The sequence below is a fragment of the Paenibacillus sp. EKM211P genome (assembly GCF_011066175.1).
Classification (GTDB): Bacteria; Bacillota; Bacilli; order Paenibacillales; family Paenibacillaceae; genus Paenibacillus; species Paenibacillus polymyxa.
The window spans coordinates 63,060-80,484 of record NZ_JAAMNS010000008.1 but is presented as its reverse complement, the minus strand read 5'-3'; the positions used below and the strand labels follow the sequence as shown (position 1 = coordinate 80,484).

The following is a 17,425-nucleotide window of genomic DNA, read 5'->3' as shown; positions in this document are numbered from 1 at the left end:
TGTCTCTACGGCGACTGTGGCTGCTGTACAGCAGCCAAGTCTTTCGCGCTTTCGATATATTTCTTGACTGTGTCACTCATACTCCATTCGCCCAGCGACATTCCCTGAAACCATACCTTGACCTTGTCCCCCTCAAACGGACCCTTTACTTCCAGGTTGGAACTGGTCACTGTAAATGTACCATCTCCGTTGGAGGTGTATTTGGCGTTTTGCCCCTCTTTTATCATCATGTTCAAAGCCTCGCTCTGAACCTTGTTAATTGCATCATCCTTTGCCTGAGTCACGACCTTGCCAACCTGTTCAAAGGAAATACCACTGTAGACTAGCAAGCCTGCAATCACAACAATGACGATCAGCCATTTTACGAGAGTTCTTACAATCTTCAATATGACTAACAATAGGACAAGCCCAATCACTATATACAGCCAGTTATCCTGAACGATCTGCCAATTATGTTCCAAAAACTCTGACCAGACGTTCTTATCCATTCGCTACACTCCCGTTTCCAACTACATGATTCAAATTGCAAAATTGTCTCTGTAATTATACATGATTACGCAATGTCCTGTCAGCTTAGGTCTTATACATACCTTGTTATTGAATTCTTGTCCATACAAAGTGGTCTATGTTCGTCCAATCTGGCGTACAACTTAGGAAGGGCCAATACGAAGTAAGATGGAAGTTTACATTAAGGAAAGGGGGTCATTCACATGAAAACAGCCCTCTGGCTGTATCTCTTCTTGTTCATTGCCTTTTTTGATCTGCATGCACAATATCCTATTTTGACACCATTCGCCATCTCTCTGGGGGCAGCCCCTACCTTTATCGGTTGGATGATGGGGATTTACTCTCTAACTCACCTGCCTGGTAACTTGATGGCAGGTCCCAAAGTCGACAAACACGGCAGTCGCCGATATATTATGTTCAGCCTGACAGCTGCAGGCCTGATCCTGATCATTCAATCGTACATTCATACACCGTGGGAATTACTTTTTCTGCGTGCGATTAGTGGTTATGTGTTGGCCTTTTTATCTCCAGCCTGTCTGGCCATGCTGGCGCAACTGTCTGATCATCCGGTTACCCAGGGCAAATATATGTCGGGACATGGTGTCGTCCACACGTTGGCCTCTGTTCTATCTCCAGCCGCAGGCGCATTTATCGTTGCCAGCTTTGGCTTTAGCGAGACATTTAGTTCCCTTGGTATCATTCTCGTAATCACGGGGCTTATGGCTTATTTCACCTTACCCAAAAAAGCACCCGCTCCGCAGGCCCAATTATCTGATGGTCATACGACACCCGCTCCACTCTCGCCAGCACAGACGCGGTTACCATTCAATTGGCGTTACCTGCTTCTACCTTTTGTTTTGGCGTGCGCACAAGGCATTTTATTTTACGAGATCCCATTACGAAATAACGGTTCTGCGTCCATGATGTCCACCGGATTGCTCTTTTCCATCATTAGTTTGGGAGCACTCTGTACGCTCAGTTTGCTTTTTCTGAACAAATATTCACCGATGGTAAGGCTACTTTGCGGCATTATTCTGATGTCTTTAAGCTTCTACGCACTCGCCACTACGCCCGAAGCGATAATAGGCATTATCCTGTTTATTTTGGGAACAGCCAAAGGCATCATTTTTCCAGCGCTGGCCTCTCTCTTCATACGGATTGGAGGTGCTCGATTGGGCAAAACCTTTGCCCTGCAATCCATTGCAACGTCTATCGGCTCCTTTGCCGGGCCTGTACTGGCGGGTCAGCTTCCGGATCACATATCTCCTTTTTTTATCGCATTTCTGATTCTGATGACTGGCCTGCTATTCGTTCCCATTCAGCGATTATCTCCTACACCACCACTGTCTGCCCCGGGTCCTTACCATTCCTAGTTACAACTAAGGGGACATGCTGAGATTCTACCTTTAAAGCCCAAAATACGTTCTAGAGGGCATACGCACAGTACCTAATCCCCTACTCAACATAGACTAATTTGACTGAACAATTTATTTACAAAGGGAGGTGCAGCCCGTGAGCCACTGTCATCCTGTAAGCCCTTGCCCTGTTTTCGGCACTTCGACTGGTATCATTCTTGTTCTTTATGTTCTGCTCGTCATCATTCTTCGTACTTGCTGGATCTGATGTCTGATATGCCCTAATATGCTGGCTATGTACCCATGCCTGCCACTTCTGGCAGGCTGTTTTGTTGTTTTTTGCATGAGAACCCCTTTTAGAGCTAAACTATACACATATTCTTTCATTTCCCGGGGAATTTCGAGCACAGGCATCAAGCAAGGGGTGAGCAAAATGGCGATAACCGTGATCGTCGAAGGAAAAAATGACCGCAGTAAACTCCGCCGATTACTCGATCCGGAGGTCAACATTTTATGCACCTTCGGCACACTAAACTCTATAAAATTGGAATCCCTCCGCCAGCGGACTAAGCATGACGAAATATATTTATTTATGGACAACGACAGCTCAGGAAAAAAAATAAGAGGGGTGCTTGCAGACGCTTTTCCAGATGCACTTCATATGTATACACGCAAAGGCTATGCTGGTGTAGAAGGTACTCCGGATGAATATGTGATTGCCCAGTTGGAAAAGGCAGGGCTTGAGGAATACATTATATACCCTCCTGTTCTTTAGTCCTGTAAATAAAAAAGCTGTCCTCAGGTCAATTTCATGCCTGTTGGACAGCTTTATAGTGCACCATCACCAATCCCTCTAAGATTGGTATTAGAATTTATGAACCGTATCAACAATCATCAGCAAGAAGCTGAGTGTCAAATGGTTAATGGAAAAGAAAAATACTTTTTTTGCCCAAGAATCCGTTTCTTCTTCCTTAATCGTAAAGCCTTTAAAGGCATAAAACGCCCAAAGCACGGACAATAACACGGACACGATCATAAAAATCATACCGGCATATCCATAAGCATACATAAGGATGGGTACCGGAATCAGCAGTACAATATAAGGAATCATCTGAATCTTAGTCCGATGGATGCCTTTCACGACTGGCAACAATGGAAATCCTGCTGCGCGATATTCCTCGACTCTGCGAATGGCAAGTGCCCAGAAGTGAGGCGGTTGCCATAAGAACAGTAGTGCGAATAAGAGCCAAGCGCCCATATCAATACGGCCCGATGCGGCCACATAACCAATTACCGGAGGCATAGCCCCAGAAATACCGCCGATGGATGTACTCCATGTAGACGAACGTTTCAACCAGAGCGTATAAATGCCAACGTAGACAATCATACCTAATATGCCCAGTAGCCCTGCCTTCACACCAGAGAAGGAGAATAAAACAGCCAATCCGACGATGCCCAAAATAATAGCGTATGACAGCACCGTTGTGGGGGTCAGACGCCCAGTCGGCAGTGAGCGATTACGTGTCCGCTCCATCTTCAAATCCAACTCACGGTCAAAGTAGTTGTTAAAGACACAAGAAGATGCCATAACCAGCATTGTACCTAAAAGTGTAAGAATTAACTTTATATAGTCAACGTCCCATTGCGATGCTAACCAAAAACCACCGAAGGCTGCAACCAGATTAGTACGAAGGATGCCTGGCTTGGTAACAGTAATAAAATCTTTCCAAGTGCCCGCCTTGCCGGGTGGTTTAGATTTTACAGAATAGGTAGCCGCATCCGAAGAAGTCTTATAACTAATATTATCCATTGTGAGTAACTCCCCCTTAGAGATGTATGAATTCGGGAGTAAGTTGAACTCCGATATAAATTTTATCATATACCTACCCTAAAAAGTTTGACAGAAAACGCACAAAACGTTCACAATTCAGATGGCAAATCACCCCTGTTGATCGTTTACAGTAAATTTGGGTAGTAATAAGTACAGGAAACAATACAAAAGGAGCGACAGATATGGATACAGCCACACACTTTGTCATGGGAGTCGGGTTGGCCGGGCTGGCCTATACTGATCCTGTCGTCGCCGGAGATCCCAAGCTAGCAGCAGTCATACTGCTCGCTACAGTCGTAGGGTCACAAGCTCCGGATTTCGATACCTTGCTTCGGTTGAAAAATAATGCAGCCTATATTCGCAATCACCGTGGACTGTCGCATTCTATCCCCTTCTGGTTGATATGGATCTTGTCCATAACGGGACTGATTTGCCTGATCTTCAGGGATGTGCCCCCGGGTCATGTAGCATTATGGGTAACGATTGCCGTCTGCCTGCATGTATTCACAGATTTATTCAATACGTACGGAACCCAGGCATTTCGGCCGTTCACGAATAAGTGGATATCTTGGAATATCATCCATATTTTTGACCCCTTTATTTTCGGCACTCATGTTGCTGCGATAATGCTATGGGTCACCGGATTGGTTCCGCCCGCTCCCTTATTTATTACGCTGTACGTCATTATTGGCCTGTATTACATTTGGCGAACCTGGAGTCATTTTATTACCAGAAAAGCGGTACGTGATATGGACAACAAGCGTCAGGAAGGCGACACCTATTATATCATTCCCACGGTATCATGGAACCGGTGGCATGTGGTAAAAGCTCATCAGAATGGAAGCTATGACATTGGTGGATTAAATGGTAAGCATTTATTTTGGACGAAACACGCAACTCCATCCACACACCCAGCCGTAGAAGCCTCTACATCCTATCGCGATGTGCAAGCATTTCGCTATTTTTCCTCCTTTGCCGTCGCCGAGGTGGAAGAACTGGAGTGGGGTTATATTGTGCGATGGGGAGACGTCAGGTATCGACACCGGAGGCAATATCCATTCGTGGCGGTGGTTGCGATGGATAAGCAATTCGGACTGATCAACAGTTATATCGGATGGCTCAGTGACGAAAAAATGCAAAAACGTCTTTCCCTGCATACGAATTAAAAATATTTACAAGCTAACAATAAGCCGCAGTGACTTACAGGCAGCAAGTCTCCCTTAAACGGAGGCTTGCTGTTTTTTTGACCATTCCCGTACAAAAGCATCTCATGTAAGCGCCCTCTTGACGAAGCAGACTGACGTGATTCACAATGGTCATAAGCATGCGCAAAAAAATCCGGAGCATGATCGCTCCGGATTTCCTTCATCACAGCTGCTCATAATACAGCTTCCAAGATGGGAGTGTTTATGTGTATTACTGCAAGCGGCTGCTGCCCGACAAGGATTGTTCTGCTTGTTGGACCAGCTTTTTCGTGATGTATCCCCCAAGAGAACCTGTTTCGCGGGAAACGACATTACCGAAGTAACCGTCCTGAGGGATAGTGATGCCCAGTTCTTGAGCTGCCTCATATTTTAATTGTTGTAAAGCGGCGTTGGCCTGCGGTACTTGCAGGTTGTTTGAACGACGTCTGCTCATATTTGAATCTCCTTTCAGTTCTTTGTGAGTGAGGTTCATTGCAAGCTTGCAAGATTATTATGGCTCACTTACATCTACTTATTCCTGAAATTCAACATTCGAAGGCTGGAGGTTTTTACCATGAGCAAAGGTCTATCCCTATGGTTCGCCGTTTCATCCATTGTCCTGCTGACAGCAGCCGCTATATCCATCAGCTATTCTGCATGGCTTGCTATATTACTGGGGCTTTTATCTGTCGGCAATATCGGCTGGGGCTTCGTAATCAAGGCCCGACAACGTCGCTCTTAAGTCAATTTGTAGAAAACCCCAACTGTCTTGTCTTCAATGGGCTCTAGCGTACACGTGGCAAAAAGCCCATACGCTCTTTAACCGCAGACAGCGTGACTTCAGCAGCTTCTTGAGCACGCTCTGCGGATTGGGCCAAAATATGTCCAATTTCACCGGATTCCCGGATATCGCGATAGCGCTGCTGAATCGGTTCAAGCATAGCTACAACCGTCTCTGCCAGTTCTTTTTTAAATGTCCCGTACATTTGGCCTTCATAACGATCCTGCACTTCTTGGAGCGACAAACCGGAACACTGGCTGTAAATGCTCATTAGATTACTAATTTCCGGTTTATTGGCCGGATCATATTTAACTTCACTGCCCGAATCGGTAGTGGCGCGGCTGATTTTTTTGCGTATAACTTTCGGATCGTCCAGCAGCGCAATAAAACTGCCTGCATTCGGATTACTCTTGCTCATTTTTTTGGATGCATCATCCAGGGACATAATTCTCGCCCCTACTTCAGGAATATACGGCTCGGGAACAGTAAAATAATCTCCATAACGGTGATTAAAGCGGCCCGCCAAATCCCGTGTCAGCTCCAGATGCTGTTTCTGGTCATCACCTACTGGGACAAGATCCGCATTGTAGAGCAAAATGTCGGCTGCCATTAACGACGGATATACGAACAGCCCTGCTCCTACGGAATCCTTGCCAGCAGACTTGTCCTTAAACTGAGTCATACGTTCGAGCTCGCCCATATTCGTCAGTGTCGTCATCAACCATCCCAGCTCAGCGTGCTGAGGAACATGGGATTGTAAAAAGACGTTGGATTTCTCTGGGTTAATACCCGCTGCGATAAATAATGCCGCCACCGCCTCCGACTGCTCGCGTAATTGAGCTGGTTCCTGCGGTACGGTAATCGCATGAAGATCTGGAACCATAAAGTAACATTGGTGATTCTCTTGCAATTTAACAAAGTTTTTCATTGCGCCGATGTAATTACCCAAAGTAAGTTGTCCACTAGGCTGAATACCTGAAAGTACGATTTTCATATTCTTCCTCCTCCGTTTATTTCAATATTTTAGAACGCAAAAAGGCCCCGCATCCTCAAGGGACGCGAGACCGTGGTACCACCCTTATTCATTGCCGTCAGCCTATTAGTTGTCGGAGCTATCCCCCGTGGCCGCTGCAATCTTAAAGCTCCGTTAACGGGGAGCAATCGGCCGTCATACTGAGGAAAGCAAAATCCTGTTCTGTGCGGCACTCCAAGGTCCATTCAGCAGTGCTGGCTCACCGGTTCTCATCCACCACCGGCTTTCTGAAGAGCTTATGCAAAAGCTTACTTGTCCTCATCATCGTGTTATCCATGTCATTTCTTTCTAAGCTACATTAATGATAATTCCGCTTACTGTTATTGTCAAATGACGATTGTGCCATATGACCAAAAATCTGTTATCATAATGACACGAAGCTTCAACCGATTATAGTGGACAAAGGAGCATGAATATGAAACAAGTGACCAAAGAACACTGGAACGGTTACGACACGTATGTTTTACATAGTGGTGAATTGGAAGTTACAATGATCCCTCGTCTCGGGAATAATATTATTTCCGTGCGTGATCTGAAGCTGAACCGGGATATCGTACGTCGACCTGGCGAGGAAGAATTGGCATTTTATTTACAAAAGCCATATCATTTTGGCTTACCTATTTTGATTCCTCCTGGCCGAATTCGCAAAGGACAATTTGAGTTTGACGGCGTCCCATATCAGTTTGACCGTAATACAGCCAACGACAATCATATACACGGTCTGCATCGCAATCAATCCTGGCGTTGCAGCGATATTGAAGAGGATGAAGATGGTTGCAGCGTAACAACCGAGCTTCTGACAGAAAGTGATCCGCACTGGATGGAACAATACCCCATTCCTTTGCGGCTGGAAATGACGTATCGTTTGCAGGGCACCGTATTAATTCAAACGCTGCGCGTCACAAATCTAGGTGAAAAAACAGCCCCATTCGGCTTGGGATACCACACTTGGTTTATGGTGGATGGAGAGCCTGAGCGCTGGCGCCTGAAGCTACCGGTGAATGGAGTATACGAACAGGATAGTGAGCAGCTGCCTACAGGTGTCATTACTTCTTTAGATCATTTGGAACAGCTCTCCTCAGGTCTATCTCTGAAAGGAACAAATTTGGATACTGTGCTGCGAGCAACGGAAGGCCCTGCTGAAGCTGTTTTGACTCGTGATGATGGCTATCAAATCCGCTACACAGCAGATGAGCAATACTTTAAATATTGGGTGCTATATACCAAAGGGGAATGCGATCAGTATCTTTGCATTGAGCCTTATACCTGGCTATCTGATGCTCCCAATTTCCCAGACCCAGTCGGAGATGGTGGGTTGATCCGTCTGGAGCCTCAACAATCCATCGACCTCAAAACTCAGATTCATATCATATATCCGTAATTTCCCTATAGTCACTTTCCTTCCTTCGGCGCATATTTTCATAACTCTGTCGCATACTAACCTCATCACAGCCGAAGGAGGTGACTACACATGTATGAAGCCAATCAAGGCAGAGGACGTCGTAGTAATACTCTAGTCGTTCCTCAAGCCAACAACGCATTGCAACAATTGAAATATGAAGCTGCGCAAGAACTGGGCATCACCATTCCGGCAGACGGTTACTATGGTGATATGCCGTCCCGTGAAGCTGGGTCTCTGGGAGGCTATATCACTAAACGCTTAGTACAGCTGGCCGAACAGCAATTATCCGGTCGTTCAGGTCAATAAGCGTCATTATTCCACATGAGCATTCCGTTATCGTAATTTACCAAAATACGTTATAACGGGTATATAACAAAGGCGGTCTTCATAAGAAGACCGCTCTTTACTTTGCTCTTTTTAATGTCGATGATTATTCAGATTTAGCCGCGCGATATGTAGGCTTGTTATAGCGGATCATGAGATTCGCCATGTTGTAGTTGGATTCTAAGGTTGCATCTACCAAGATTGTTCCTTGTCTGATGGCAAAATCGAAAGCAATCTCACCATGAGTCCAGCTACGCTTGTGATTTAGCGTTTCCAGAGCCATACGCCGAAAATGATCCCGATGCTGTACAGATAAGCCTGGTTCTACTGCTGCAAATGTGCCACCTTTGCCTGCAATTGGATTATGCCGAATCCCAAATTTACCAACTACATTATTCCGTATTTGTACAAATACGATGCCTGACGATAAACCCGCCAGTTCATTATCCAATTCTTTAAAAACGATATCCATCTGCCTCGCCAACGACAATCGACCTACTTCATCCATCAAAAAACCCTCCTATATACCTTGTATTAAAATATTTAATAGGTCTTACGACTCAATTATATGCGAAGGTTTTTAAGCTTACAATCAAATTCAACATAATTGGGTATTTATAACTATTTTCTAAGTATATCCATCATTTTAAATTTCGCTAACAGGTAGTGTCAATTACACTTCGACATTTTGCGACTTTATTCATCATCCTCTGCAAAAATCACAAAAAAGGCCCCCCTTACGGGAGACCTTCTAAAATAACTCGGTTATTTTGTCATTTGCAAAAATTGCTCAATATCCTGAACAGTAACTTGTGCGGCGTTACGCCAGAAGTCAGCCTGTGTTAAATCGGTACCCAAGTGCTTGGAGGCCAGTTCTTCTACTGTCATGCGACCTGTATCACGCAGCAAAGCATCATATTGGTCGGCAAAGCCATCCGAATTTTCCTTCGCAAAAGCGTAAATCCCTGCACTGAACATATACCCGAATGTGTATGGGAAGTTGTAGAAAGGAGTTTCCGTAATATAGAAGTGCAACTTGGAAGCCCAAAAATGAGGATGAGCCTCATCCAGAACATCACAAAACGCTTCACGCTGCGCTTCTTCCATCAACTCACTTAATTGCTGTGCTCCTACAACACCTTTTTTCCGCAGTTCGTAAAAACGGGTTTCAAATAGGAAACGGGCATGAATATTCATGAAGAAGGCTACACCACGCTGAATTTTATCCTCCAGCAAAGCTACCTTCTCCTGACCCTCAGCAGCTTCCAGCAAAGCATCTGATACAATCAGTTCTGCCAGCGTCGATGCCGTTTCAGCCACGTTCATAGCATAATTTTGATTCAATGGATGCAATTCATTCATCACATGCTGATGATAACCGTGTCCGAGCTCGTGGGCCAGTGTCGAAACGTTGGATGGTGATCCGGCATAGGTCATAAAAATACGGGTTTCTTTGCTTAGACGCAGAGATGTACAAAACCCGCCTGGACGTTTGCCTGGACGATCCTCTGCTTCGATCCAGCTTTTCTCAAAAGCCATCTGGGCAAAGTCAGCCATTCTCGAACTAAATTTACCAAATTGCTCAACAATCGTTGCGGCTGCATCGTCGTAAGGGATTTTAGTGGTTGATGTTCCCAGCGGAGCTTCAATGTCATGCCAGGACAGTTTTTCTAAGCCTAGAAGCTTGGCTTTCCGCTCCAGGTATTTAACTACAATAGGCTTGGTTTCATTAATCACTTGCCACATCGTGTCCAACGTTTGGGCTGACATACGGCTGATTTCCAGTGGTTCCTTGAGCACGTCTGTCCAGCCTCGGTTTTCATATAGCTTGAGGCGGAAACCTGCCAGATGATTCAGTGTATCGGCGCAATAGTCCTCAACCTGAGTCCATGCCTCTTCCCAACGTGCAAATACGTCTTTACGTACGCTGCGATCTGCTTCATCCAGCTTATTAGCTGCCTGACCCACAGACAAGTTTACAATCTCACCATTTTCAGGCACAGGGATCGTCATATTTTTGACAATGGTATCATAAAAGTCACCCCAGCCATGGTAACCATCCACTGCCAAATCCAATGCAAGGCTCTCCAGCTCAGGAGCCATTTTTTCACGCGCTTCGTTCCGGTATTCAGTCAGGACAAAAGAAATCGGCTTGATCGCTTCGCGCTCCATCCACTTCTGCCAAATGTCTTCACTGGTTTGTGCCAGCAAGTTCTGAAAAGCGACTAAAGCACTTTTCCCTTGGGCATATAATGAATTGACACGCGCCCCCAGTTGAACAGCCAGCTTGTCATGCTGATTTTGAGCAGTTAAACAAGATACAAAAGAACCTGCCTGCGATGCTCCATTAAACAGCTCCTGTATGCTATTCAGAACACTATCCAGACGCTCAGTATCCAACACCGTTTGTGGCACTTTGGCTACTTTAAGCTGGGATTGCAGCTGTTGGACCTTGCTCTCCAGTTCTTCCAAAAATGCATGAAATGAGGCAGAGGAAGAGCCTCCGCTAAAAATAGATTCCAGATCCCATGTTTGCTTTAACGGTGTTTTCATAATAGTTCCACCTTTCTTTTTTGGCGAATTCATGTGGTTTCATATACAATAAAGCTACATCGTGATGATACAATCACTACAATTAGGAGGAAAACAAGATGAGACCCTTACAAATTTCGCCGGAAACGGCTGTGAAATTATCCGAAAAACTCGGCATTCCGCTGGAACACCTTATGCATACACCCCAGCACATTTTGATGCAAAAGCTGGCCGAACTGGCTAAAGAAGACACCGCTGGCTCGAACGGCGGAGAATCGGACAAATCATGATTCCTTTTGATAAAACCTGGCCTTATGACATTGTCATGGGAGATGTTTATGTACAGTCTTGTCCGTTTTGCAATCATGATAACGTCTTGCTACCCCTGAAGCCCAAAGAGCTTAAGCTCATTCATGAAGGCATGAAAAAGCTGCTTGTGTTTCCATGCTGCCATAACAAGGTTACTTTGGTGGATTGTGACGACGATTATTTGCTGTCAGATACCACGTTGCGCCATCATTAACTTATGAGGCAGTTGCAAGATAAGATAACTCGTTTTACAAACAAGGTGTGAACCATGAGCCTAGATCGCTCATAGTGCACACCTTTATTTCCTCAAGAGGAGCTTGCGTTCTGCATTTCCTCAGGTATCTGGAAGTTTTTTGCCAGCATTTGTTCACGCAGGACAGACCACTGTTCACGAGAAGCTCTAATCATTGCTGCATCCATAATTTTCTTGTCATTAATGACACGCGAAAACCAGCGTACTGCTTCGTTAAAGTTACCCGTACGTCGATGCAGTTCACCAATCAGATAAAGCAGTTTGGCATTATTCGCACCGACGCCCTCCAGCTCATAGACTCGAACATAGGAATCCAAACTAAATTTGAGAAAGCGAAGCTCCTGCTCCTCATTCCCCTGGTATCTGTACATCCATGCAATATGCTGCAATAGACTGGCTAATACGCGTTCCTTTTCTCCGATGACCTGTGCACAGAGTAAACCCAATTTGTACGTTTCTAATGCCTCTTCCCAGCTACGATGCCCGCCATATTCGCGAGGCTGCCAGCGATTACCGATTTTATCCTTAAATAGCTTGGTTTGCTGATCGCTTAACTGAACGGTAGAGTGCTCTGTCGAAGTAAATCCACAATGAGGACAGACCCGTACGACATAAAAATCCGGATTTTCGTTCTTATAATAAGCGCAAAAATCTGAATCGGTACGAATAGCCTTCTTTAGGCTTGGTCTGACACGGGATGTCTGAAATTCTTGTTCGCACTGCGGGCAGACGATTTTGATCTGATATAACGGTTCAAGTTCCAATGTTTTTACAACCCTCTCCAAAATTCGGCAATCCCCGAAAGCTTACGGGGTATTTACAAAATGATGCGCAGGACCGGACAAACGACTAAGTATGATGGAACGAAGCGGCTCCTCAATTCCCGTATCCGTTAACGCATCTGCCATACAAGACAACCATGCCTCTGCTCGCTCCTCCGTCACGGGGAACTTCATATGTCTGGCACGTAACATCGGATGACCATATGCATCAGAAAAGAGGGACGGCCCTCCAAAAAACTGGCTCAGGAACATAAACTGCTTTTCCTTTACCGGCTCCATGTCTTTAGGAAACAGGGGACTTAACAACGGATCTTTATAAACTCTCGGGTAGAAGGCCTCAATAATAGCACGAATACCTTCTGCACCCCCAAGGTTGTCATAAATGCTCAGGCTAGGATTCACTTTTCCTCCAACTTTCTGTGCTATGGTAATAAATATACACTCGTATTATAACAAAAAACAAAAAATGACGCTAAAAATAAGCGTCATTTTATCAATTTAACATATGAAGAGGTTTGCTTCGCTGCACATCGCTTCGTCATTCCATGAATACCACTAATAGCTCCGCCAATCCTCTTCACCGGGATGGACGAGAGAGGCACGAATTACATACACAAAAGCACATACAAACAGACCGGCAACGATACTCATCCTGATCACTCCATCCTTAAGGTTATGGAATCGTTGTTTTTTTATTTTAACATACTCTTTACAAAAAAACAGCATTCCATGTAATCGTTTTCTTTACTTTTTTGTACTCTTTGTCCATCCCCGACATAGGTATAATAGTACAACTCCAAAGGAGGGGCCTCTATGTCGCTGTATCGCCGTTTCTCGCTTCCTTTGCTCATCCTTATGCTGTTATTTCTATTCATACTGATGGCCGCGTATCCGCAATCTTCTCTGAATGCCGGGCTTCGCGGTCTTGCCATCTGGTGGGATGTGCTGTTCCCGTCCTTATTCCCATTTTTCGTTATTTCCGAGCTTCTTCTCGGCTTTGGAATTGTTCATTTCATAGGTGCGCTACTGGACCCACTGATGCAACCTCTATTCCGTGTACCTGGCTGTGGGGGTTTTGTCGCTGCGGTCAGCTGTGCATCCGGCTACCCTATAGGGGCCAAATTAACCGCAAAGCTGTGGGAGCAAAAATGGATCACACGCATTGAAGGTGAACGTTTGGTCGCGTTTACGACTTCCTCTGATCCGATATTTCTGATCGGTGCAGTTTCGGTTGGCTTCTTCCATCAACCCGAAATTGCACTCGTACTGGGAGCGGCCCATTACGGTGGTGTTCTCATCATCGGACTACTCATGCGTTTTCATGGTTCCCGTTCAGAAAAAAACGATATTCGCAGCGAACGTTCTCAGCCTCCTCAAAAAACCTGGTCGAAGTCTGCTAACACAATAACAACAGGTCGCAATAAGCAGCCTGGACCACTGCGCCAAGCGTTATATGCTATGCATACAGCACGTTTGGAAGACGGACGTCCATTGGGTGAGTTGCTTCGTCAGGCGATTGCTTCCTCCCTACGCCTTATTATTGTCGTAGGAGGGCTGGTTGTATTCTTCTGCGTCATTTTAGAAGCTTTGACGAACTCTGGCTTAATGAGCGGGCTACATCTGCTTACGGCTAGCCTATTGTCTGCCTGTGGTCTTCCTCCTGCATTAACAGAGTCCATCGTAGGTGGTATTTTTGAAGTCACTTTAGGTGCGCAAGCTGCAGGTGGAGCCGCAGCAGCGGCATTACCGTTCAAGGTAGCTGCAGCAGCTTTTGTTCTCTCCTGGGGCGGGCTATCGGTCCATGCACAGGTTGCAAGTATTTTAAATATGACGAATCTCCGCTATATGCCATTTTTGCTGGCCCGGGCTGCGCATGGAATCATCTCCGCACTGCTAGCTCTCGTGTTATGGCGCCCGTTAATGGGACAGGGAAGCTCTCCGGTCTTTTCTCCGGTACATGATATCGCATGGTCCCCTGGCTTCTCGTCCGCTATGCTACTGCAAAGTCTGCTGCTTCTTGCTTGTATACTGACTGGAATGCTGGCTCTCTCCTGGTTAAGCGTGGGTACAAATCGCTTATTCGTACGATTGAGAGGAATACACCGGCAATGAACGATTGTGTTCTTGCTCATAATTGATTATGATCGGTATATACCCATGACAAAGGAGCTTTTCATCTTGAGATATTATGTTCTGGATCGCGGGGATCAGCACTCCATGGACTTGAGTCAGCAATTTCACCGTCTTGCCCAAGAAAAGAATTTCAAGCTGGATGCCGAATCGCCGGAAATCGTCGTGTCTATAGGAGGCGATGGTACGATGCTTCATGCGTTTCATACCTTCATTGACCGCATTCCGGATATAGCCTTTGTTGGTGTACATACCGGTCATCTGGGCTTTTACGCGGATTGGCGTGCGGACGAGCTGGAGGAGCTAATCCACCTGATGAGCCAAAGCGGATCTGAGGGACCGCTTAACCCGAGAATCGTTAAGTATCCACTGATTGAGTTGGAAATTCACAAGAAATCAGGCAATGCTTCTTTTATTGCCCTGAATGAGTTTACGTTAAAAGGGGTAGATGGCACGGTCGTCGCCCAAGTAGATATTAACGATATCACCTTTGAAATGTTCCGTGGTGACGGAATATGTGTTTCTACACCTTCAGGAACGACCGCCTATAATAAGGCACTTGGCGGAGCTATGGTTCACCCTACCATCGAAGCATTGCAATTAACTGAGATCGCTTCCATTAATAACCGTGTGTACCGGACACTGGGATCACCACTGCTACTGCCAAAACATCATCATTGTGATATTTTTTCACGGAAAGATCAGCGTCTTCTACTGACAGTAGATCACCTGAACTTTCCTGTGGATGACTTAATCTCTGTTCGATGTCAGGTTGCAAGTCAGAAGATCAGCTTCGCTCGTTACCGTCCTTTCCCATTTTGGGATCGGGTACGTAACGCTTTTCTCAATTAGAACTTGTAAAAGAGCCGACTCCGGCTCTTTTTTTAATTGATCAGGAGGACATATCCCCACTTTAAATAGGCAAAAAGTTGGTCATAACTTGGCAGCCTTGGAGGAACTTACAAACAAAACGGCTCCTGAAAATTCAGGAACCGTTTTGTTGTGGAGATGTGAATGTTTTATTTTTTTGACGCTGGCCCTCGGGTTCACGCGAGACACGAACTTGCCGTCCCTCCCGATTTTCCTTGGGCTGGCGATCATAGCGTGGCCCACGCGATTCTTTTTTATCGAAATTTCCTTGCGGATTGCGCTGCCTACGTGGTTCACGGGCTTGCTGCCCTTCCCCCGAACTTCGCCCATCTTTTGCTTCACGCGGTTCTCTTGGCTGGCGGGAATCACGTGCTTCACGCTGCCGATTTCCTTCACGTCCTTCTCTGGATGGCCGACTTTCGCGAGCTTCACGTGGCTGTCGTTCACGTACTTCCTGAGCATCCTTCGGTTCCCTACGTTGCAACTCGCGTGGTTCACGGGCTTCTGAAGGCTGTTCCACTCGTGACTCCTCTGTAGCTGCGGAATCCTGCTGTGGTTGCGGCCATTCCGTTTGTCCAGCTGAAGGCTGCGATACCTCTTGGCGCTCTTCGGAATCTAACGTTCCCGCTTGTTCCCTTTGAGCATCTACCAACTGCTGGATGTCGGGAGGAACGAAGTCATCACTGGTGCCGTTCTTATTTTCAACTTCACGGCTTTTTTGCAGCACAAAATAGGCACAGCCAAAATTGCAGTATTCATTAATATAATCGTCCAATACCACAATGGATGTATCCTTATTGGCTTTGGGGTGCCCCTCTCGATAAAACCCCTTCAGGCGAAGCTGATTGTAACCCCAATCGCCAATAATGTAATCATAGCGATCCAACACTTCACTATAGCGATCACGAAAGGCTTCGGGATTCCACCCGTTCTTGTGATCCTGCAACACTTCATAGTTTTTACCACCGATTTGAAACAAGCTATTCTGACCGCCTTTCCCGGATCAAACCTGCGAAAGGGCGCTTTCTTCCTTATGCTGAGCGGCCGACTTCACCTGCTCATGCGCTTGGTAGGAGCTGCGGACCATCGGACCGGATTCGACGTGGCTGAATCCTCGCTGTAATCCCTCTTCCTTTAACTTCGCAAAATCTTCCGGTGGATAATATTTTTGCACATATAAATGTTTCTCGGACGGCTGCAAGTATTGACCAATTGTCATAATATCACAATCGACTTTGCGCAGATCATCCATGGTTTGTATGATCTCGTCCCACTCTTCTCCGACACCTAACATGATGCTTGATTTCGTTGGGATCGCCGGATTTAATTGTTTTGCACGTTGAAGCAGCTCCAGAGAGCGATGGTATTTCGCTTTAGCCCGAACCTTGTCGGACATGCGTTCCACTGTTTCAATATTATGATTGAGAATATCTGGCTTGGCATCCATGACAATTCGCAGCGACTCAATATCGCCCATAAAATCGGGAATCAATACTTCTACACTGCAAAAAGGCAATCGGCGACGAATCGCACGAACCGTTTCTGCAAATATTGTAGCGCCCCCATCTTTTAAATCATCACGTGCCACACTAGTTACGACACAGTGCTTTAGATTCATGTTCTCAGCCGCTTCTGCGACGCGTTCAGGCTCCTGCAAGTCCAGTTCCGTAGGCATTCCCGTATTTACTGCGCAAAAACGACACGCACGCGTACAAATATCACCCAAAATCATAAATGTAGCTGTCCTGTTGGCCCAGCATTCATATATATTAGGGCACCGTGCCTCCTCACATACGGTATGTAATGTCTTGGAACGCATCATGCTCTTGATTTCCTGATAGTTATCGCCTGTCGTAAGTTTAATACGAATCCAGTCGGGCTTAGCTTCCTTCACTTTTTTAGACAATGGCATAGACCTTCTTTCTGATGTGCTTAAGCTGTCATTGCCATACATTATAGCATGAAAGCCATGGAAAAACCTCCATTCATTGTTCCCTTTTTGATATGACATTGATGCCGGAAAAAGTAAACTCATGAGATGGATAAAAGCGGCGGATATGGCTCAATCTAATCAAAAGCGCCCTATTTACGCGAATACGGGCCAAGAATTTACCGGGCGGTTAAGCCCTTTT

Annotated in this window: 20 protein-coding genes and 1 other annotated feature; of the genes, 10 read left to right on the top strand and 10 right to left on the bottom strand. The window is 45.8% G+C overall.

The features are described 5' to 3' along the window. Positions 1-5 precede the first annotated feature (5 nt). Positions 6-488: a hypothetical protein gene (locus G9G57_RS13700; protein WP_013372925.1), complete on the bottom strand. Its 483-nt coding sequence runs from the start codon at positions 486-488 to the stop codon at positions 6-8. 222 nt (positions 489-710) lie between these two features. On the opposite strand from G9G57_RS13700, the gene G9G57_RS13695 reads away from it, so the two are divergent. Then, positions 711-1,880 carry an MFS transporter gene (locus G9G57_RS13695; protein ID WP_064963471.1) on the top strand — a complete coding sequence of 390 codons (1,170 nt, stop codon included), beginning with the start codon at positions 711-713 and terminating at the stop codon, positions 1,878-1,880. 415 nt (positions 1,881-2,295) lie between these two features. Beyond that, on the top strand, positions 2,296-2,637 hold the full coding sequence (locus G9G57_RS13690; RefSeq protein ID WP_040102932.1) for a toprim domain-containing protein: 342 nt from the start codon (positions 2,296-2,298) through the stop codon (positions 2,635-2,637). A gap of 90 nt (positions 2,638-2,727) precedes the next feature. Here the strand turns inward: G9G57_RS13690 and cyoE are convergent, their stop codons facing one another. Further along, complete coding sequence (gene cyoE / locus G9G57_RS13685) at positions 2,728-3,672, bottom strand: heme o synthase (protein WP_013372928.1); 945 nt, start codon at positions 3,670-3,672, stop codon at positions 2,728-2,730. A 203-nt stretch (positions 3,673-3,875) separates the two neighbouring features. Between cyoE and G9G57_RS13680 the strand changes: the two genes are divergently transcribed. After that, positions 3,876-4,859, top strand: coding sequence for a metal-dependent hydrolase (locus G9G57_RS13680; protein ID WP_025674151.1), 984 nt, complete (start codon positions 3,876-3,878; stop codon positions 4,857-4,859). Between the two features lie 250 nt (positions 4,860-5,109). Here G9G57_RS13680 and G9G57_RS13675 read toward each other — a convergent pair whose 3' ends face one another. Further along, positions 5,110-5,331, bottom strand: a complete 222-nt coding sequence (locus G9G57_RS13675) for an alpha/beta-type small acid-soluble spore protein (protein ID WP_013311857.1) — start codon at positions 5,329-5,331, stop codon at positions 5,110-5,112. Between the two features lie 120 nt (positions 5,332-5,451). On the opposite strand from G9G57_RS13675, the gene G9G57_RS13670 reads away from it, so the two are divergent. Continuing rightward, positions 5,452-5,619, top strand: a complete 168-nt coding sequence (locus G9G57_RS13670) for a hypothetical protein (RefSeq protein ID WP_016324694.1) — start codon at positions 5,452-5,454, stop codon at positions 5,617-5,619. A gap of 43 nt (positions 5,620-5,662) precedes the next feature. On the opposite strand, the gene trpS is transcribed toward G9G57_RS13670, so the two are convergent. Then, positions 5,663-6,652 (bottom strand): tryptophan--tRNA ligase, encoded by a 990-nt coding sequence (trpS, locus tag G9G57_RS13665; protein ID WP_164965071.1) that lies wholly within the window; start codon positions 6,650-6,652, stop codon positions 5,663-5,665. Between the two features lie 55 nt (positions 6,653-6,707). Beyond that, positions 6,708-6,965 (bottom strand) — a binding site (T-box leader). A gap of 141 nt (positions 6,966-7,106) precedes the next feature. Here trpS and G9G57_RS13660 point away from each other — a divergent pair. Then, positions 7,107-8,072, top strand: a complete 966-nt coding sequence (locus G9G57_RS13660; RefSeq protein ID WP_164965070.1) for an aldose 1-epimerase — start codon at positions 7,107-7,109, stop codon at positions 8,070-8,072. 90 nt (positions 8,073-8,162) lie between these two features. Beyond that, the gene (locus G9G57_RS13655; RefSeq protein ID WP_013372934.1) at positions 8,163-8,399 is read left to right on the top strand and encodes an alpha/beta-type small acid-soluble spore protein; all 237 of its coding nucleotides are present in this window, start codon (positions 8,163-8,165) and stop codon (positions 8,397-8,399) included. Positions 8,400-8,523: 124 nt separating this feature from the next. On the opposite strand, the gene G9G57_RS13650 is transcribed toward G9G57_RS13655, so the two are convergent. Further along, positions 8,524-8,925: a hypothetical protein gene (locus G9G57_RS13650; protein ID WP_058830384.1), complete on the bottom strand. Its 402-nt coding sequence runs from the start codon at positions 8,923-8,925 to the stop codon at positions 8,524-8,526. A gap of 257 nt (positions 8,926-9,182) precedes the next feature. Beyond that, positions 9,183-10,970: a M3 family oligoendopeptidase gene (locus tag G9G57_RS13645; protein WP_129549950.1), complete on the bottom strand. Its 1,788-nt coding sequence runs from the start codon at positions 10,968-10,970 to the stop codon at positions 9,183-9,185. Positions 10,971-11,068: 98 nt separating this feature from the next. Here G9G57_RS13645 and G9G57_RS13640 point away from each other — a divergent pair, with 98 nt between their 5' ends. Then, complete coding sequence (locus tag G9G57_RS13640) at positions 11,069-11,239, top strand: YycC family protein (RefSeq protein WP_013372937.1); 171 nt, start codon at positions 11,069-11,071, stop codon at positions 11,237-11,239. Beyond that, positions 11,236-11,472 (top strand): hypothetical protein, encoded by a 237-nt coding sequence (locus tag G9G57_RS13635; protein ID WP_013372938.1) that lies wholly within the window; start codon positions 11,236-11,238, stop codon positions 11,470-11,472. Before G9G57_RS13640 ends, G9G57_RS13635 begins: the two co-directional genes overlap by 4 nt. 92 nt (positions 11,473-11,564) lie before the next feature. On the opposite strand, the gene G9G57_RS13630 is transcribed toward G9G57_RS13635, so the two are convergent. Then, entirely contained in the window at positions 11,565-12,275 is a 711-nt protein-coding gene (locus tag G9G57_RS13630) for a DUF2225 domain-containing protein (RefSeq protein ID WP_185156689.1), read from the bottom strand. A gap of 42 nt (positions 12,276-12,317) precedes the next feature. Continuing rightward, positions 12,318-12,695 carry a globin domain-containing protein gene (locus tag G9G57_RS13625; protein ID WP_013372940.1) on the bottom strand — a complete coding sequence of 126 codons (378 nt, stop codon included), beginning with the start codon at positions 12,693-12,695 and terminating at the stop codon, positions 12,318-12,320. A gap of 411 nt (positions 12,696-13,106) precedes the next feature. Between G9G57_RS13625 and ylbJ the strand changes: the two genes are divergently transcribed. Then, complete coding sequence (ylbJ, locus tag G9G57_RS13620) at positions 13,107-14,405, top strand: sporulation integral membrane protein YlbJ (RefSeq protein WP_064963476.1); 1,299 nt, start codon at positions 13,107-13,109, stop codon at positions 14,403-14,405. Between the two features lie 66 nt (positions 14,406-14,471). Then, complete coding sequence (locus G9G57_RS13615; RefSeq protein WP_013372943.1) at positions 14,472-15,275, top strand: NAD kinase; 804 nt, start codon at positions 14,472-14,474, stop codon at positions 15,273-15,275. Between the two features lie 133 nt (positions 15,276-15,408). Here G9G57_RS13615 and G9G57_RS13610 read toward each other — a convergent pair whose 3' ends face one another. Both G9G57_RS13610 and lipA read right to left on the bottom strand, forming a co-directional pair. Continuing rightward, complete coding sequence (locus tag G9G57_RS13610; RefSeq protein WP_013372944.1) at positions 15,409-16,272, bottom strand: YutD family protein; 864 nt, start codon at positions 16,270-16,272, stop codon at positions 15,409-15,411. Between the two features lie 24 nt (positions 16,273-16,296). Then, complete coding sequence (lipA, locus tag G9G57_RS13605) at positions 16,297-17,199, bottom strand: lipoyl synthase (RefSeq protein WP_016324696.1); 903 nt, start codon at positions 17,197-17,199, stop codon at positions 16,297-16,299. Positions 17,200-17,425: the final 226 nt, after the last annotated feature.

Excerpts from the sequence above, each read along its gene's own strand:
- G9G57_RS13700 (WP_013372925.1), bottom strand. The coding sequence starts at position 488 with ATGGATAAGAACGTCTGGTCAGAGTTTTTGGAACATAATTGGCAGATC.
- G9G57_RS13695 (WP_064963471.1), top strand. The coding sequence starts at position 711 with ATGAAAACAGCCCTCTGGCTGTATCTCTTCTTGTTCATTGCCTTTTTT.
- G9G57_RS13690 (WP_040102932.1), top strand. The coding sequence starts at position 2,296 with ATGGCGATAACCGTGATCGTCGAAGGAAAAAATGACCGCAGTAAACTC.
- cyoE (WP_013372928.1), bottom strand. The coding sequence starts at position 3,672 with ATGGATAATATTAGTTATAAGACTTCTTCGGATGCGGCTACCTATTCT.
- G9G57_RS13680 (WP_025674151.1), top strand. The coding sequence starts at position 3,876 with ATGGATACAGCCACACACTTTGTCATGGGAGTCGGGTTGGCCGGGCTG.
- G9G57_RS13675 (WP_013311857.1), bottom strand. The coding sequence starts at position 5,331 with ATGAGCAGACGTCGTTCAAACAACCTGCAAGTACCGCAGGCCAACGCC.
- G9G57_RS13670 (WP_016324694.1), top strand. The coding sequence starts at position 5,452 with ATGAGCAAAGGTCTATCCCTATGGTTCGCCGTTTCATCCATTGTCCTG.
- trpS (WP_164965071.1), bottom strand. The coding sequence starts at position 6,652 with ATGAAAATCGTACTTTCAGGTATTCAGCCTAGTGGACAACTTACTTTG.
- G9G57_RS13660 (WP_164965070.1), top strand. The coding sequence starts at position 7,107 with ATGAAACAAGTGACCAAAGAACACTGGAACGGTTACGACACGTATGTT.
- G9G57_RS13655 (WP_013372934.1), top strand. The coding sequence starts at position 8,163 with ATGTATGAAGCCAATCAAGGCAGAGGACGTCGTAGTAATACTCTAGTC.
- G9G57_RS13650 (WP_058830384.1), bottom strand. The coding sequence starts at position 8,925 with ATGGATGAAGTAGGTCGATTGTCGTTGGCGAGGCAGATGGATATCGTT.
- G9G57_RS13645 (WP_129549950.1), bottom strand. The coding sequence starts at position 10,970 with ATGAAAACACCGTTAAAGCAAACATGGGATCTGGAATCTATTTTTAGC.
- G9G57_RS13640 (WP_013372937.1), top strand. The coding sequence starts at position 11,069 with ATGAGACCCTTACAAATTTCGCCGGAAACGGCTGTGAAATTATCCGAA.
- G9G57_RS13635 (WP_013372938.1), top strand. The coding sequence starts at position 11,236 with ATGATTCCTTTTGATAAAACCTGGCCTTATGACATTGTCATGGGAGAT.
- ylbJ (WP_064963476.1), top strand. The coding sequence starts at position 13,107 with ATGTCGCTGTATCGCCGTTTCTCGCTTCCTTTGCTCATCCTTATGCTG.